A 16,886-nucleotide genomic window follows, 5' to 3' on the forward strand; every position below is an offset into this window, starting at 1 on the left:
CTATGTACAGATCACTGTCCTAGGTAACATGCATAAAAAAACACCAAAAAATGGTGTTTTCTTATTTTATAATAAATAATAGGATTAGTTTGCTAGCATCTATTTCCCTTTTGCCTTTAGAAATCGTTTTGACAAATATTGCCGTACGGGTATATCGTATAACTTCAAACAGCCGTATGCAAGCACAATACTTCCGATCACAACAGCCGCTGCTCCGGGCAACGACTCTTCAAAACTCAGATTTTCATTCTTAACCCAAGCATAGTATAGATAGATAAAGGGATAATGTACCATATACAAAGGATAGGATATATCACCTAAAAACTTGCAAAGCCAACTTGTAATACCATTACCGCCCTTGCCAGAAGCGCCTAACACAACGAGTAAAGGGAAAACCACGACACAACATAGCGTGTCGTATAAACCATTCATCCATAGTTGCTCGGCACCACCAATGCGCGGCATAGCCAAAAGTGGCACTAGGATCAAACTACAAATCCAAAATGCGCCCTTGATCTGTAAAGACTTAAATACTCTAGATAAGAATAAGCCTGCTGTAAATGAAAACAAAAGACGAAGTGAACCCGCCGTAAATTCCGTTTCTGTGAGTGAAAAACCAGCACAGATATCTCCCAAAGGTCCCAATATCGCAAAGGCCGCCAACCCTATCCCGAATAAAACAACGAGCCCAGCCAATACTTTGGTTGAAAATCTACGAATAATCAATGCATACAGAATATTACCGATGTATTCGAAAAACAACGACCAGCTCGGCCCATTTAATGGAAACATCTCCCCAAGCCCTCTCACTTCTTGCCCTGGAATGGCAGGAATCAACAAGGCATTCAAAAGGGTCGCGATTGCCAGCGAAGAAAATGTCACCTTAGTCACATCCCAAACAGAACATCCCTGAAAATAAAACATGACTGCTCCAATGATCGCACCCATTACAACCATCGGATGTAAACGTATTATCCGACGCTTGATAAATTCTTTTATTGTCATTGTCTTCCAACGATCGTCATAAGCATAGCCCACGACAAAACCTGAAAGCATAAAGAAAAAGTCAACGGCCAAATAACCGTGATTAATACGCTGGTCTAAATGGCTCGTCGCAAAGGCTTCAAAAATATGGAAGCAAACAACAGTTATAGCTGCTACACCGCGTAACCCTTCAAGTACTGCATAATGTGGTTTGGTATCTGCATAAACGGAAGTCGGTATTTGAGTATCGGACATAAAAACAAAACGATTTGATTGATTTTTTTACAAGGACGTAAATATAAACAAAATCGTCCATGCAGATTTGTAACAAGTTTACCGGTGCTCCATTTTTAAAGGCTGTTAATTAACACTGGGAATATAATCCGGTAAGTAAACCTGCTCTTTTTGCATATTTTGGATGTAAATTTTAGAATAAATTTCCAAACGGATATCGGTGATGTCTGTAGTCGTCGGCTTGTCGTCTTCATCTTCTCCAAATGAAAAAATCTGTTCTTCCCTTCTATTTTTTTTATGCAAAAAATAGTAAAAGTCTTTATTTTCCCAACCTTTTATATCACTTCCAGCATCATCTTGAACCTTCAATTTTGTAAACGTCTTCTGTAGATAGTTGTAAATATTTTGAAAATCATCTTTATTTTTTGAAGTCTTCAGTGCATATAGATAAGCAAATTCACCATTTTTATCCTCTGCCACTGTCAACGCTGGAAAAGGAACTCCGTTTAATATCGCTACGGTGTCCTTATCTTCATTGTAAGAAACCGTGGTGTAACGATAACCGAAATCTCTGACCGGCTTTAATTTTCGTGTTCCCCAGACTGCAGTAGACTCGATATAAAATGGTGTTGGCAAACTCCCTTCTGAATTAAAAACAGCAAGCGTATCCTTTTTAAATATGGCGGTTTCAAAGACTTCTTTTAACTCTTTCTTATCCATACTTTTAACGTCTGCATGCAGCAACTCTTCGCTCCTTTTTATCTTGGGGCCATAAAATTTGGATGCATTAAAGGTTCTATCCAATTTTTCAAGTATCACCCTGTCTGGATCTTGCGATTGACAGGAATACAGCATACCCGATAAAAGGATCAGACAGCATACACTATAATATAGAAAATGAAACGGCTTCATCGGAATTGTCATTTAAATTATTTTTTGGGTTATGATCTTTACTTTGCCGTAAAGATCTTCAAACTAAAATAAATTTGTATTCATTTGCAAATGAAATTGTGCGGGATTAACACCTTTTGACTTTTTAGAAGTGCAGCGCAATCCAAAGTACATCATTCGTGGTCGCTTGCTATTTGGGAGTCCTTCTGCTCAAATTCAGAAACATCACTAAGTAAATTGGGCTTCCAAGCTACTAGTCAGACTATAAAACGTATTCTTCCATATAAAAATCAATTTATCTATGTTTGAAATATACAAATTGTGTTAATTTAAATAGATCAAGAACAAGCAAGCTCATATGATGTTCAAAAAGGTATTTTCTTTCGTTTTCTGCTGTTTGTCTACAGCCATTTTTTTCAACGTATCTGCACAAGATTTCAAGCTTTCCTCGTTGCCAAGTCAGTATCAAAAACCGGTCAAAAATGCACTAAAAGCTGCCGGCATGAATCGCACTGAATTAGAGAAAGTACTAGCGAAACTACCCAAAGAAATGCGTGAAGGGGCGGCTTTTCTCATAGCTTATATGCCCAAGAATGATTTAACGACTATTAAGAGTGATCATCTTATCCATAATATTGAAAAGGCTTACCAGGCAAGATCAACGTTTTCCTGGGCAAAGGAAATTCCAGATTCAATTTTTCTAAATGAGGTATTGCCCTATCGGGTTTTTTCTGAAGATCTCGACGATTGGCGTGGTGACTTCTACGATCGTTTCTCAAAATATGTGACAAATAGCAAAACGATAAAAGATGCCATTGTAGCCATAAATAAGAATATCAGAGATGAAGTGAAAGTCGATTACAATACGCAACGAAAAAAAGCAGATCAAAATCCATCTGAATCGATAAGCCAAGGAATGGCTTCTTGTACCGGATTATCCATTTTATTGATCGACGCATTGCGATCAGTAGGTATACCGGCTCGGATTGCGGGAACGCCAAACTGGCATGACAACCGTGGTAACCACAGTTGGGTCGAGGTGTGGATTAATGGTAAATGGTATTTTACTGAATATTATCCGGACAAAGACCTGAATTACAGCTGGTTTTTAGCAGACGCGGGTAAAGCCGATCCGAATAGCAAGGAACATTCTATTTATGCGGCTTCCTACAAACCGGCAGCTACCTCATTCCCGGCGTGGAGTGAAACAGAAGTGTATGCCGATAATGTTTCTCAGCGCTATATTGATCTATTCAATCAGCAATATAGCCAACAATTGAAGGACAAATCTTACACCCGTCTAAACGTAACCATGTATCTCAGTAAGGATCAATGTCAACCGGAAGGAAGAACAAAATGCAATGTAGATATCTTCCAAGGAAATGATCAAATTGGCGGAGGCTCGACTGCTACTAAACTGCAGGATGCGAATGATCATTTAACATTTATCGTGAAAAAAAATCAGTCTTATACATTGAGGTACAGCAATAAAAATGGGCCTACCGAAAAGAAAGTAACTGTAAATGATGAGCCTTTAAATGTGATATTATACTTCAATTAATGTAGATTATTATTTCGTAAATTGAAATTATGAAAAATATTTTTGACCAAACAGTGAGTGATGAAGTGATAGCACGGATTCAAAATCTTAATCCAGGCAGCAGTGCCCAATGGGGTAAAATGACTGTCGATGCCGTCTAATTAATCTCGGTTGCCAATTGGATCGCCAGGCGCGGGAGTGCACTGACGATCCAATTAAAGTTATCGCCACCAATGATAATAGTTATGCATGCCGTCGTATTCAAATCCACACCTCGGATAAAGACTATTACCGATAACATTTGTTTTCTCGGTCTCAAGCATCAGACCACAAGCTCCAGTCTCTTCACACCAAGCTTTACTTCGATCTATAAGCCGAACCGAAAGACCTTTACTCCGATGATCAGGATGCACAAATAGATCACTCAACAACCACTGCCGCTGCAATTTAGTATAATGAAACAATTTATAAAGCTGAACAAAACCAACCGCATGTTCGCCCTGGATTGCCAAAAAGATTTCTGACTCTCCGTTCAAAAATCGCTCCCTCAAAAATTCTTTGGCTTTTTCCAAATTCGATTCCTGTCTGTAGAAAATTCGATAAAGATTGAATAACGCTGCTGCTTGATCAAGATCCTCAAGACTTGCCTTTCTAATGTTATAATTCATTTCATTAAATAGTTTGATTTATAGTGCAAATGTATCCTAACTCTTTCGTATCAACCTCATCCAGATAGCAGATGTACAGTGGTCCAATCTTCGGTAGCATGGATTTCGATGCGACCAATAAACAAGTTCATAATAATTTCAAAAACAGACTTCATGCCCCTATAACTAATAGTTGTCGAATTATAAATGCTTCTGAACGAATTGTAATTCTTCGATGCAGTCAATTTATAAGGTCCCTATATTTAGATATGAAAAGGAGAAAATTAGCAGCTACAGACAGTGAAACCTTTATCAATTATTACCTACCAAATTGGCGATCCATTATCATTGGCAGTATTTTGATTTTAATGGGGATATCGACTTGTTTTATCGGTTATCATCCTCATAATTCACTTAAAGAGAATTTCAGCGCCATGGTACTTGACTTTAAAGACGTATTTCGCTTTTTAGTCTCATTATTTATGCTGTTACTCCACTTATCTTTTATTATCGGCGGCTTCCTTCTTCTAAAAAACAGCAGGAAAGTTATCCGAGCCCGGACAGATAAAAAAGGATTGTATTTTAAACGGATCGAAAAAAAGACCGGGAGTGTGTGGGCTTTGGCAGATCTGGATGCGCTGGTATTCGTGCCCTACATTCAAATCGTTAATATCCGCGTTATTGAAAGCAATTGGTTGGGTCCGAGACTTGAGCTTGAGACTTTTCAAGGTAAAGAAATCCTGACCATGTTGAACGTATTAAGCCGAAAACAAAAAGAGCAAATTTGCCAAACCGTGAAAGAATTCGGCATTTAATAAGATTTACTGGTCCTTTTTTTTTTAAAGAAGAAAGTTTACTAAAATCAGGACAAACTGATCCTAGTAAACTTTTAATTTGATTTACTTGTTCGTATAATTTTATAATCAATCGTTGGGTAACAACTGATCGACATATTCTCTGATCTCTTGGGGTAACATCAGATAAACCGAGGTTTTCAGATTTGCTTTACTTGGTTCCCCATCGATGAAAATATTCTTAAATCCTTCATTGAGCCATTTCCCCTCATCTTCTAGATATCCATGATATTTGCTGTTTAAATTCTCAATAATATTATTATCGTTTCCCATGTTTTCCGTCATTTATTATATGTAATCTGCATCTAAAATATTCGACAGGGAAACATCAACTTTGGTGCCACTCCTCCTTAAAATTTTTAAATTTGGCTATCCAATAGCATGTTTTAAGTTTTCTTAACATTTACATAAGCTAACAGGACAAAACCACTAAGCGTTATATATCAATACATTACAATTCTAAAAAAAACTACTTATTTTGCTTAAGTTGATATTATTTGCAATTTTTAGTAGTGAATACCGTAATTTTGTATTTTAATGTTTATAAACCTTTTACTTATGATACTAATAGCAGTTTTACTTCCTTGGTTATCGTTTTTTTTACGTGGTAAAATTCTAAGTGGCATTCTCTGTTTGATCCTTCAGATAACTATACTTGGTTGGATACCCGCAGCCATATGGGCGGTTGCATCGCGTGTTGACGGGAAAAATGAACAGCGCATGCGTAAATTGGAACGCAATATGCGCAATTACCGATAAATCATTAGGGCTCCGTTATTCGATAACCCGAACATCATTTAGATTCCAAAAATTGTTGTACTTGTTTTAATGTAAAATCAATCAGTTCAACGTCGACATCGCCATTAAAATCAGCCATCATATAGTTGCCATGATTTGCCGGTAGAATAAGTAATCGTGCAGCAGGAATCTGCTGTTGCATAGCAGCTAAATGTGTCGTTTTCACAACATCTTGGTCTCCGCCTAGCAAAAATACGGGGCAGGTCAAACGCGTTAAGGATTCGGCGTCAAAATCCTGAAAGTGTATCATGCGCTGGCTGTCTTTTTCATACATATTTCTAAACTTCTCTGGATCTGGGTTCAGCTTCATAAAATTCTCCTTCAGAAATGGCGGCATATCGTTAATAGTTGACGCTTCCATACTTTCAAAAAAACCATCCAGAAGCCCCTCTCTTTTGGTATTTCCAGATGCTGCTATCAGCTTTTCGACCTTGTCTGGATACATCGTCGCAAATTTCAAAAGGGTTGTCGCTCCATTACTAAAGCCAAAAAACGAAGCTTTTCCGATGGAAAGAAAATCTAGAACAGCCAAAATATCTTTGGCATCCTGCTCGAATGTTTCAGCTGAGGATCGATGATCGGATCTTCCATGATTTTGGAGATCTATCAAAATCAACTGATACTGATCATGCAACCTTTTTACAGTCTCCTCAAAATCCGAAAAACCGGAGGAGCCACCACCATGAATCAGTACGAGAGGTTTTCCTGTGCCAAATATTTCGTAGTAAAGTTTTATCCCGTTAGCAGGTGCATAACCGCTTTTCGATTCTATTTCACGCATAATTTATACTAAATGGTCTATATTTTTATCATTAGCAACACGCTTCTACAGCGATTTGTTTTCTATAAATTTTTTAAAACTTAACAAGACCCCATCGGTAAAAGACTGTTGCAGGTCCAAACTTGTAAACGGATCAGGATCGAAAGTTTCGCGAATAATTGTATTGTTGTCAATCGCCTGAAATTCCACAATACACTTTCTTCCCCCACTGTTACTTTCAATAGACTCCATCCAAATAATCTCATCGTACACACCCACATAATCAAATCCTTCGCGACTATATTTTTGTTCCATTCTAAAATTAAACATCCCTCCTTCCCTAAAATCGATACCAGCAGCCGGACAGTGCCAATCGTCAAATGGAATATTCCATTGCATAATTGCCTCAGCATCATTCCAGTATTTCCAAACATCGGTTAGCTGCTTTTCAACTAAAATAACCGAAACCAATTTTTTTACAGGTTGATCTTTATGTTTCATAGGATGTTTTAAATGATAAGAATCCTTTTATCTATCTACACCGGTTTAAAATCATTCCGTTTAATGTACTGAGATAAAAGGCTACATTGAACGACATCACAATATTAATAAACTATACAGAAATTCGACTTGTCCTATGACAATATTGACGTACGCTACACATTTTTCTGCGATACTGTAGAGATACACTTTATAGCTAATTAAAGGATGAAAATCTAACGTAGTGGGTCGATAAAGAATAAACTGATGACTGTGGTATATTTATTGTACGAACCTCATGGAACATATAAAAACCGATTCAAATGAGAAAATTAGCATTTATAGCAATGAGTCTTGTTACTTTCACGGCCTGTAATAATACTCCCAAGAACAATGAATCCAAAGAAGCAGTTGATCAAAGCAAGGAAGAAGCAACCTCGTCGATCGGCGGCAACAAGGATGAGCACGGTTGCTTGGTCGCGGCAGGACAAACTTGGAGTGAGATCAAACAAGGATGTATCCAGGTCTTTAATGTTGGCTTACGCCTAAATCCAACGGAGAAAGAAGAAGGAAAAGCTGTCATTAGTGCCTTTGTTGTCCTTAGCGAGGATAAATCAAAGCTAGAATTATTCTTACCTGATGACAGTAAAAAAACCGTTATCCTAGATAAAGTTGAAAACGACATTTATCAGAAGGATAACTATAGATACGATGCTAAAAAATCAGTGCTTTATGTAAATAATACGATTAAATACAAAGGTGATGTCGAATAGCCTAGAAAGATTGAACTATTGGCACAATTTGCACTATATATGGCCCTGAATAATGATTCCCTATCATTTTATTCTCATTCACAGTAATATGATATTGGCCAATATCTTTAAATCTATAGGTAAACTCCTTGCCAAAAGGACCATCAGAAGAACCATCGGGCAGAAAAAGCTGACTAATTCGTACATTGGCTGTATCCATGGGAGTTTTTATTTTGATAAGAACCGAATCTGCCTGATGGACTGAAATGAAAATAGTATCTGTTTTCCCTGATACCATATTCATTTCCTTAGATCTTCCACCACCAAAAAAGGTTACGTTAGAAGGTAATTCCTGTGCCTTGTGCTTAGATTCATTTGTACTGGATTGTGGTGGGCGCTGAGGAAATTGACAAGCTCCATAAATAAAAATTGCCAACACATTCATGATCAATAATCGTAATTTGCCCATAAACTTTTACTTAGGATAACAAAAGCTATTAGATTACGGTTTTAGTTACGACAACTTTTTCAGTACAAAACAAACGCTGAAATTGAATTTGTTACATCCTCCACAAACTCCATTTTGATTTGATTGCATGTGGATTTAGTTCCCGTATTTTTTGATAAAAAGCATAGAAATTCCTATTCCAGAGGGAATAGTTATGCGTAAAACTGAAAATGGACTGTCCCTTACTATCCAATTGAACGACGACTTGCCAGATATAGTGATTATTAATTTGAGTCGATGTCCTACGAAGCGCAATGATATCCACTAACCTAAAGGATCTACCTGCCCCGCCTCTTCGACCGACAGCGTAGAAATAATTTTCATCAAAAAAATAATCTTCGTCACTTAGCAGATTATCTTCTATACCAAATAAAAAGGGACGTGATGACAGTTTTCTTAATTTATCTGTCTCAAAATGATCATTCATTTCATAGCTTTTTTTAACACCGTATAAATATTTCTTAGCTACATTTTTCCTATAGACTTCTATCAACATGACAACGATCAACACACAACTGAGAACCAAAATGATGCCTTTAGAATTCATTTATTCCACAAAAAGAAATTAACTTCCACAAGTCAGATAGAACATCGGAATTCCCCCTTCATCTTTCTCGATAGCATCTAATCCTTCGAAATACCTATGGTCACCGAGTTGTTTCTGAGCGATTTGTTGTTCAAATTGATAAAGCAAATCCAAAGCTGTAAAATGTAGTGGATGTGAAGGCCACGTGAGACAACACTCAGACGGAATGATTACCATTCTACCATGCGATATTATTCCAAGGACTTCCTTTCTTTTCTTTAAGATACCCAATATACCTTTTCAAGTAAGATTTCCCAATTTTACTGTTTACACCAACTTGATCTTCTCCTTCCAGGAAATAATCGGAAAATTGCAACCAATCAATAAAATGCTTTCTCGCATATAGTGACAAACTCTTGAGAACATTTAATGCCACAGGTTTTGGTAAATATCCAACGTCTGTTGCGGATGTCGTAATATGACTTACTACAGCAACAACAAAGGCATTTACCCCTGATTTGGAGATATCCCAAATGGATGTATCAATTTTGCAGTTTTTTCCCTCTAATGCGGTCCCTGTCTTTTCTATCCCAAGTAACGTAAAGTATGAACTCAACATTTGAAGACAAGTTTCTCTATCCGTTATACCAAAATCTCTCTGTAGCAATTTGATAAAATCACTTCTATATTGATCAATTCTTGGATAATTACCAAATTGATATAAGTGAATGGGATAACTACCATCATCTCCGGTACTTCCGAATACTGTAAACCAATCCCCAAAAACAATCACTCTAAATGCGGCTCCTAGCGCATTACCAAACTGTTCTTCATAAGGAATATTCAGAAGTATAGTGTTATCAGGTACTAAACTTCCCGCCCTTTTTTCCTCTTCGGCTTTCAAAGTAAGTTCATCTTTGGCTTCATTTACACCTTCCTTTGCCGCATTCAATAATTCTTTCAAAAATTTAAACATAACGGTATTGATATTAACTACTTAAAAGAAATCTTACTTACTATATTTTGCTACCAGCGCATAATCGTACGGGATTCTCATGGACAGCTCGCGTGCTTGCCAAATATCCCCTTCGGACGCCTGGTAGAAATCATAGGCATTTTTCAAGAAATTCTCGCCGTTTGGAGCTTCAACCCAATCTTTCTTCTCTCGATTGTAAAGTAAAATCATACAACTTACACAGCGATAATTACCTGCTGTTTTTGGGTTTTCAAAACAAGTTCCAACTTTAATATTAATCTTCTGATTGATTATCACATCGGTCAATTTACGATCTGTGAGATGAATTAATGCAATTTGTGCATCCTCATGATCGGGTCGTAACTTTGCTATTACTAATCGCCCAAAATCTGCTTTTTTAATTTTTTCGATTTCTAAAGCCCTAAATTCCGGCGATATGCGATTCGTATCGACCGGATATAGATCATCTTCGGCAGCCGTCACTTCTGTCGTCGTTACTTCGGTGGCTCCGGAAGCCAATAGCTGCTTATTTTTTTCGTAATTTTCCCAATCTGCTGCATCGTAGCTAACCCACTGCTGTATCTTATAGAGTAAGGTTTCCCTCTTGTTGACTTTTATAAAAAACGCTGCAATTAAAAATGAAACCAGCAATATGAACAGGATAATGAGGACTCTTTTCAAACTAAAAATATTTAATGAAGTATTTAAATCTGTAAAATCGTGAAAACATATCCCATGTTTTCATTGATCACCGTAAATCTGCACATAATTATTCATCCATTAAATCTGCAACCCATATTAGGTTAAAACTTAGCGATATTTGTAGCTTAATAATCAATATTTGAAAACAACATGACAATAGTTAATTTCAAATATTTTAACCAATTAAATACAAGTAGACTGTATGATTTCCGTATTTACTAGAGTAGGCATAGACATCAAGGATAAAACTGAAATACATTGATACCAAATTGTATCTAATAACAGTTTTAAATCAATTTTTAGACAGTAGTCAATCATTGTTTATTCAGTCTACACTGAATGATCACTGAACAAGCACTGAGTAATCACTGAACAAGCACTGTCGAAAGTTAGAATCCGAGTACTGTCTGATCTTCCCTTTGTTGCCCTTGAAAATGATAAGAAAAAAATGACCAGCATATTGCATCCGAACACGTCAGCAAGCCCTTGATTAAGTAAACATAACCATAGATAGCCTATTTGACATCAATAAACTTAATTTGCTCAAATAATAGTCTGTTCAGATCACTGAAGATAAGTATGAGTTAGATCAGACAAATAGTTTAAAAATATCGAACAAGGCTGTCAATATATTCATAAAATGCTTCATAAAAAAGAAGTTACAAAGATCAAGCCAACTTATTGTTTAGCCAAAATGAGCTTTACAACTTTTTCAATAGGTCGACCAATTACGGCTACACCATCCTTTACAACGATAGGTCGCTCAATTAAGATCGGATACGCTAACATCGCATCGATCCATTGCTCATCGGTCAAATGAAGATTTTGGAATTTTTCCTGAAAAACAGATTCTCCTTTTCTGATAAGTTCCAAAGGTTTTAAATTGAGTTGTCCCAATAATTCAATCAACTGGTCTCTGGTTGGAACATCATTTAAGTACTCCTGCACTTCTATATCCACAGCTTGATGCTGTAGCACTTCCAATGCATTACAACTCTTGCTACAATTTTTATTATGATAAATTTTAATCATGGCCATAACATGTAAAGGGTATCTTTGTGATAAAGAAAAACAATTATTGGATAACGCAAAAATACGAACAAGATCACAAACAGTTTAAATAAAATACCATTAGCTAACCAAAAATTGGAATTCATTTTTGAGAAACTGATCCATTTATGACCTAGGATTGTTTCACTTTTTTTAATTTAGTGATATGAAATCAGCCGAAAGTGTAACAGATTTTTACAAAAGGCAACCAGGTTTAACTAATTTGGATTTGCCGCTAAATAATACCGGAATTGGGCATTTCAATGTTTTCAGTAGAGAATCCTGTACTGTCGTATCTCCGTACAATCGCCGTGATTTTTATAAAACCTCCCTTATTATAGGGCGTGGAAAACTATATTACGCAGATAAGTGGATACAAATCGATAAACCGGCCATGTTATTTGCGAATCCGGTTGTCCCCTATGCTTGGGAACCGGAATCCTCAGAACAATCAGGATGGTATTGTATATTTACAGAGGAATTTATACAGCATAGTGAACGGATAGAAAGTCTAAAAGACTCCCCGCTGTTCAAGATAGGCAGCAATCCGATCTATTTTCCGGATGAAACACAATTAGCAGAAATTTCTGCAATCTTCCAGAAGATGATAGTTGAAATGAACTCAAGCTACGTTCATAAAGATGATATGTTGCGAAGTTATCTACATCTTCTAATTCATGAAACCATGAAATCGAGTCCCGCAGCGAGTTTTGGATCTTATACCAACGCTTCAACCAGGGTATCGGGACTATTTCTTGAGCTGTTAGAAAGACAATTTCCAATCAATACCCTTCAGCTTAGCCTACAGTTGAAAAGCCCTGCAGATTATGCTCATGCGCTTTCGGTTCATATCAATCACCTCAACAGGTCGGTAAAAGAAGCCACAGGCAAAACCACCAGTACACACATTGCAAACCGTGTGGCCCAAGAAGCCAAAGCTTTGTTGTTGCATACCAATTGGAATATATCGGATATTGCCTACAGCCTAGGATTTGAATATCCTTCCTATTTCACCAATTTCTTCAAAAAGCAAACGGGGATGTCCCCAAACCAAGTCCGAAGCGGTTCTGTTTGAATTGTATAACAATCTGTTTGATTGTCTTAACTCCCTTCGTTTATTCCATGTGTACTTTTGTATTAAACAAAATGTCATTATTATGAAATATAGAAATCTTGGAACAACAAATGAAAAACTCTCTGCGATTGGATTAGGTTGTATGGGAATGAGCTTTGCATACGGACCTACGGACGAGAAAGAGAGCATTGCTACATTGGAAAGAGCATTGGACCTAGGCATTAATTTTTGGGATACCGCAGATATGTACGGCAACGGTGCCAATGAGGAGCTTATTTCAAAAGTACTTGTTCCCAACCGTGACAAAGTTTTTATTGCAACAAAATTTGGGTTTCGCTTTAAAGATGAAGTAGCAGGTCCAAGTGGTACGGCAAACACCTACTTCGATGGCTCGCCCGAATGGATAAAATTAGCGGTGGAAAAAAGTTTAAAACGCCTTGGAATAGATACCATAGATCTTTATTATGCACATCGCGTAGATCCCAATATTCCCATCGAAGAGACCGTAGGCGCTATGGCGGAATTGGTTAAAGAAGGAAAAGTGAGGTATCTTGGCTTAAGCGAAGCATCCCCCGCCTCAATCATCAAAGCAAATGCCGTACACCCTATAGCTGCTTTACAGAGCGAATATTCGCTCCTTACACGCGATGTAGAAAAAGAAATCCTAAAGACTGTACGTCAATTGGGGATAAGTTTAATTCCTTATGCACCGCTAGCGCGTGGATTATTTTCAAATTCTTTAAATCTAGAAAATCTCGCTTCGGACGACTTTAGAAGAACCTTACCGCGTAATCAAGGCGAACATGCTTTGAACAATGCACAATTGGTCGCCGACTTCTCTCTACTGGCAAAAGATAAAAACTGTAGTCCTATACAGCTCGCTTTAGCGTGGGTACTGGCACAGGGAAATGACATCATTCCCATTCCAGGAACTAAAAAAAGAAAATACCTGGAAGAAAATGTGGGCGCCCTTGACATACAATTATCGAATGATGATTTAAAAACAATCGATGAAATACTCCATAAATACCCTAATATCGGAGCTCGATACAGCGAAGGTGCTATGGCTTTAGTTAACCATTAATCCATTTTTGAGATTATGAGTGGCTCGCCGGCACCACTTATAATCTCAAAAACTGTTCTCATCTGATCCAACTTTGTCGTGTTGTCATAATACACTATAGGAACAGACACCATCCGATTAGTATGTATTAATTATCGGGAATAGCAGTACGTAATGAAAAATAGAAAGAACTTCCTGCGCCATAATCACTTTCAACACCAATCTCGCCTCCTTGCGCTTCTATAAACTCTTTACTAATACTTAAACCAAGTCCTGTTCCACCTTTTTTGGATCCCGGTACACGAAAGTAGCGTGCAAATATTTTATCCAGATATTTAGGCTCGATCCCCTGCCCGCTGTCGGTAACGATAAATTTTGTTTTAAGTTCGTTATTTTCCACCCCTATACGAATGACCGAATCTTCATGCGAGTAACGTATCGCATTGTAAAGAAAATTGGTAAGAACCCAGGCAGTTTTCTCATTGTCAGCAAATATAGCTTTCACTTTGGGATCTACCTCGATAACAAAGTGTATATTTTTTTGATTCGCAGCAAATTGATTCGCCATGATAGCATATTCAATAATAGGCTGTATTTCTGTCGTATGTAAGTTAATTTGGATGGAACCACTTTCAACCTGGGTCATATTTAACAGTTCACCGGTTATTTGAAGCAGTCGGTTAGAATCCTCTTTTATTCCGTTTAACAAGGTGAGCTGTTCGGTATTCAGATGGCCTATTTGTTCATTTTCCAGCAATTGAACCCCCATCTGAATCGCAGCAATAGGTGTTTTGAACTCGTGAGAAACGGTGCCGATAAAGTTTGTTTTTGCAAGATCAAGTTCCTTAAATGGCGTAATATTCTTTAGGATAACCACCTGCCCAATAAACTTTGATTCCAGTTCACCAGTCGGCAAAACATTGATATCGATAACATCTTTCTCAAAATAGCTTTCTCTATCGTCCGCATAAATTTTAACAGCATTCTTTTCACGTTGCTCCACGGGAAGGAACAGGTCTTTAAAAATATCTTTAGCAAGATCATTTTCATCTGAAACCGCCAAAGCAGATCTTCCGAGAAGTTGATCTTTATGTAGATTGGTGATGCGAAGCGCTTCCTCGTTGACAAAAATAACACGTCGCTCTTCGTCGAAGCCTATCACCGGATCATGCATATGATCCACAAGAGACTCGATTCGACTTTTTTCCTTTAAAATTTTTTCAAGTTTACTTTCAGCGTATTCTTCAAGTTTCTCTGCCATGGAATTGAATGAAGCGACGAGTTCAGCAAACTCACCTCCGCTCTGTACCTGAATTCGTTCTTTGTAGTTCTGTCCTGCAATCTGTTGAATACTCGCTGTCAATTTTGCTATGGGATCAGCTATATTGGACGGCAAATTGACCAGCAATATAAAAGCAATAATAAAACAGAGTGCCCCAGCAAATGAAATGACCAAAATTGCATGTTCTGCGGTGCGATCCGCAACAATACTCTTCCTAGAAATTGCCGTCATATTTTGCTCCATTAACAAAGCAATATCCTTTCTGATGGACGAGATAATAGTGATGTCTAAGGGCTTATATTTCAGTTTTAAAAAATGTTCAGCAATCGCGTTCGTTGTTTGTTGCTCTCCGACTTCAGTAACATTTCTCCGTTGTTTGTCAAGGTTGACCTCGAAGTTCTTAAAAGCAGTTTTTTCAACAGGAATTTCCTCCAAAGCCAATAACATATTCTTGGCATACAGCAGCGTGTTGTAATTTGCTGTCAATATATTTGCGGTATCCTTTTTTAACCGGTTTACAGACCAGCCGCTTAAAGTGGCGAGTAGAAAGATCATGAGAAAAAGTGATCCTACACCAAAGGTAAGTTTCGTTTTTATTTTCATCTTATTCACAATTTACCTTTATCATTATGACAATATAATCAGGTCGATGTCTTCGGTCGACAGTTGCGTCAGCAATTTGCTAAATGTATCCTTAGCAAGTAACATCCTTAAAAGAGATAATCGTGGTTTACCAATACAAACTGTGGTGATCTTGCGGAGCTCGCACAAAGCGATAATCTCTTTTGCCACACTATGACTTTCCACTTTGATAATTTCACCACCAAGTTCTGTCGCCAGCTTAAAGTTATTGATCAGGTGCCGCTGTTTATTTAAGGCTATCCGATCGCCACGCTCTTTTGGCAACTGTACATACAGCAGAAACCAACTGCTATTGTAATATCCTGCTAAGCGCGCTGTTTTTCTGATCACGTTTTTTGCTTTTATTTCATTGGAACTTATACAAGCCAGGAAACGCTCCTTTCGTACCCATCGTTGAGGTTGAACTTCGATCTCCACTTTACGTTGAACCTGGGAAGCCACTTCTTTCAACGCCATTTCCCGCAATTGCAAGATATGTTCGCTTTTAAAGAAGTTTTGAAGTGCTGCCTGAATTTTTGAAGCGTCATAGATCTTGCCCTCTTTTAGGCGGATGATAAGTTCTTCTGCAGTAAGGTCAATGTTAACGACTTCATCGGCGGAATCAATAACACTGTCAGGGACACGTTCTTGCACTTCAACCCCTGTAATCGCTTTAACCTCCTCGTTTAAACTCTCAATATGCTGGATATTTACAGCGCTGATCACATTAATCCCGGCTTCCAGAATCTCCATAACATCCTGCCACCTTTTGGTATTTTTGCTACCTTCAATATTGGTATGTGCCAGCTCATCGATAATGACTACCTCAGGATGTGAATTCAAAACAGCATAAAGATCCAGTTCCTCTAACTGTTTGCCTTTATAAAAAAGATGGCGTCGGGCTATAACGGGTAGACCATCCAGCAATTGATGGGTTTCCTTCCGATTATGTGTCTCAATATAGCCAATACGCACATCGATTCCTCCCTGTAAAAGTGTATGGGCATCCTGTAACATGCGGTAAGTTTTTCCGACGCCTGCACTCATGCCGATATAAAGTTTGAAGCGACCTCTTCTCGATTTTCGGATAAGGTCCAAAAAGTGTTCAGCGCTTTTCCTTTCTTCCATTTTTATTGCCTTTCA

General features: G+C 37.7%; 20 protein-coding genes. 6 read left to right on the top strand and 14 right to left on the bottom strand.

Features of this window, described 5'->3' with window-relative positions; genetic code table 11:
* Nucleotides 1-99: 99 nt before the first annotated feature.
* Nucleotides 100-1,239: an acyltransferase family protein gene (locus B4Z90_RS00915; protein WP_286801191.1), complete on the bottom strand. Its 1,140-nt coding sequence runs from the start codon at nt 1,237-1,239 to the stop codon at nt 100-102.
* A 105-nt stretch (nt 1,240-1,344) separates the two neighbouring features.
* Complete coding sequence (locus B4Z90_RS00920; RefSeq protein WP_286801192.1) at nt 1,345-2,130, bottom strand: hypothetical protein; 786 nt, start codon at nt 2,128-2,130, stop codon at nt 1,345-1,347.
* A 337-nt stretch (nt 2,131-2,467) separates the two neighbouring features.
* Between B4Z90_RS00920 and B4Z90_RS00925 the strand changes: the two genes are divergently transcribed.
* Nucleotides 2,468-3,670 carry a transglutaminase-like domain-containing protein gene (locus tag B4Z90_RS00925; RefSeq protein WP_286753832.1) on the top strand — a complete coding sequence of 401 codons (1,203 nt, stop codon included), beginning with the start codon at nt 2,468-2,470 and terminating at the stop codon, nt 3,668-3,670.
* A 200-nt stretch (nt 3,671-3,870) separates the two neighbouring features.
* Here B4Z90_RS00925 and B4Z90_RS00930 read toward each other — a convergent pair whose 3' ends face one another.
* Nucleotides 3,871-4,317, bottom strand: a complete 447-nt coding sequence (locus B4Z90_RS00930; protein WP_286801194.1) for a GNAT family N-acetyltransferase — start codon at nt 4,315-4,317, stop codon at nt 3,871-3,873.
* A gap of 248 nt (nt 4,318-4,565) precedes the next feature.
* Here B4Z90_RS00930 and B4Z90_RS00935 point away from each other — a divergent pair, with 248 nt between their 5' ends.
* A complete protein-coding gene (locus B4Z90_RS00935) occupies nt 4,566-5,111 on the top strand; it encodes a hypothetical protein (RefSeq protein WP_115049336.1) in 546 nt (181 codons plus the stop codon).
* A 108-nt stretch (nt 5,112-5,219) separates the two neighbouring features.
* On the opposite strand, the gene B4Z90_RS00940 is transcribed toward B4Z90_RS00935, so the two are convergent.
* Nucleotides 5,220-5,423, bottom strand: a complete 204-nt coding sequence (locus tag B4Z90_RS00940; protein WP_139144971.1) for a hypothetical protein — start codon at nt 5,421-5,423, stop codon at nt 5,220-5,222.
* A 285-nt stretch (nt 5,424-5,708) separates the two neighbouring features.
* Between B4Z90_RS00940 and B4Z90_RS00945 the strand changes: the two genes are divergently transcribed.
* Nucleotides 5,709-5,909, top strand: a complete 201-nt coding sequence (locus B4Z90_RS00945) for a YqaE/Pmp3 family membrane protein (protein WP_046674694.1) — start codon at nt 5,709-5,711, stop codon at nt 5,907-5,909.
* Between the two features lie 34 nt (nt 5,910-5,943).
* On the opposite strand, the gene B4Z90_RS00950 is transcribed toward B4Z90_RS00945, so the two are convergent.
* Both B4Z90_RS00950 and B4Z90_RS00955 read right to left on the bottom strand, forming a co-directional pair.
* Nucleotides 5,944-6,729, bottom strand: a complete 786-nt coding sequence (locus tag B4Z90_RS00950) for an alpha/beta fold hydrolase (protein ID WP_115045801.1) — start codon at nt 6,727-6,729, stop codon at nt 5,944-5,946.
* Nucleotides 6,730-6,774: 45 nt separating this feature from the next.
* The gene (locus tag B4Z90_RS00955) at nt 6,775-7,209 is read right to left on the bottom strand and encodes an SRPBCC domain-containing protein (RefSeq protein WP_115045798.1); all 435 of its coding nucleotides are present in this window, start codon (nt 7,207-7,209) and stop codon (nt 6,775-6,777) included.
* Nucleotides 7,210-7,511: 302 nt separating this feature from the next.
* Between B4Z90_RS00955 and B4Z90_RS00960 the strand changes: the two genes are divergently transcribed.
* A complete protein-coding gene (locus B4Z90_RS00960) occupies nt 7,512-7,961 on the top strand; it encodes a hypothetical protein (RefSeq protein ID WP_147281971.1) in 450 nt (149 codons plus the stop codon).
* A 1-nt stretch (nt 7,962) separates the two neighbouring features.
* Here the strand turns inward: B4Z90_RS00960 and B4Z90_RS00965 are convergent, their stop codons facing one another.
* The 6 genes from B4Z90_RS00965 to arsC form a co-directional block, all read right to left on the bottom strand.
* Nucleotides 7,963-8,409 carry a hypothetical protein gene (locus tag B4Z90_RS00965; RefSeq protein WP_115045793.1) on the bottom strand — a complete coding sequence of 149 codons (447 nt, stop codon included), beginning with the start codon at nt 8,407-8,409 and terminating at the stop codon, nt 7,963-7,965.
* Between the two features lie 91 nt (nt 8,410-8,500).
* The gene (locus tag B4Z90_RS00970; RefSeq protein WP_147281970.1) at nt 8,501-8,875 is read right to left on the bottom strand and encodes a hypothetical protein; all 375 of its coding nucleotides are present in this window, start codon (nt 8,873-8,875) and stop codon (nt 8,501-8,503) included.
* 138 nt (nt 8,876-9,013) lie between these two features.
* Nucleotides 9,014-9,211 carry a hypothetical protein gene (locus B4Z90_RS00975; RefSeq protein WP_115045789.1) on the bottom strand — a complete coding sequence of 66 codons (198 nt, stop codon included), beginning with the start codon at nt 9,209-9,211 and terminating at the stop codon, nt 9,014-9,016.
* A 1-nt stretch (nt 9,212) separates the two neighbouring features.
* On the bottom strand, nt 9,213-9,950 hold the full coding sequence (locus tag B4Z90_RS00980; protein ID WP_115045787.1) for a DUF1266 domain-containing protein: 738 nt from the start codon (nt 9,948-9,950) through the stop codon (nt 9,213-9,215).
* A gap of 33 nt (nt 9,951-9,983) precedes the next feature.
* Nucleotides 9,984-10,631 (bottom strand): hypothetical protein, encoded by a 648-nt coding sequence (locus tag B4Z90_RS00985; RefSeq protein WP_201303551.1) that lies wholly within the window; start codon nt 10,629-10,631, stop codon nt 9,984-9,986.
* A gap of 699 nt (nt 10,632-11,330) precedes the next feature.
* Nucleotides 11,331-11,684: an arsenate reductase (glutaredoxin) gene (arsC, locus tag B4Z90_RS00990; protein ID WP_112376581.1), complete on the bottom strand. Its 354-nt coding sequence runs from the start codon at nt 11,682-11,684 to the stop codon at nt 11,331-11,333.
* Between the two features lie 184 nt (nt 11,685-11,868).
* On the opposite strand from arsC, the gene B4Z90_RS00995 reads away from it, so the two are divergent.
* Nucleotides 11,869-12,777 (top strand): helix-turn-helix domain-containing protein, encoded by a 909-nt coding sequence (locus B4Z90_RS00995; RefSeq protein WP_115045785.1) that lies wholly within the window; start codon nt 11,869-11,871, stop codon nt 12,775-12,777.
* An 82-nt stretch (nt 12,778-12,859) separates the two neighbouring features.
* Entirely contained in the window at nt 12,860-13,861 is a 1,002-nt protein-coding gene (locus B4Z90_RS01000) for an aldo/keto reductase (protein ID WP_046674575.1), read from the top strand.
* A 127-nt stretch (nt 13,862-13,988) separates the two neighbouring features.
* On the opposite strand, the gene B4Z90_RS01005 is transcribed toward B4Z90_RS01000, so the two are convergent.
* Nucleotides 13,989-15,725, bottom strand: a complete 1,737-nt coding sequence (locus tag B4Z90_RS01005) for a HAMP domain-containing sensor histidine kinase (RefSeq protein ID WP_286801195.1) — start codon at nt 15,723-15,725, stop codon at nt 13,989-13,991.
* A gap of 24 nt (nt 15,726-15,749) precedes the next feature.
* Nucleotides 15,750-16,871, bottom strand: coding sequence for a histidine kinase (locus tag B4Z90_RS01010; RefSeq protein ID WP_070565435.1), 1,122 nt, complete (start codon nt 16,869-16,871; stop codon nt 15,750-15,752).
* Nucleotides 16,872-16,886: the final 15 nt, after the last annotated feature.

The organism is Sphingobacterium sp. UBA5639 (assembly GCF_002421245.1).
GTDB lineage: Bacteria > Bacteroidota > Bacteroidia > Sphingobacteriales > Sphingobacteriaceae > Sphingobacterium > Sphingobacterium multivorum.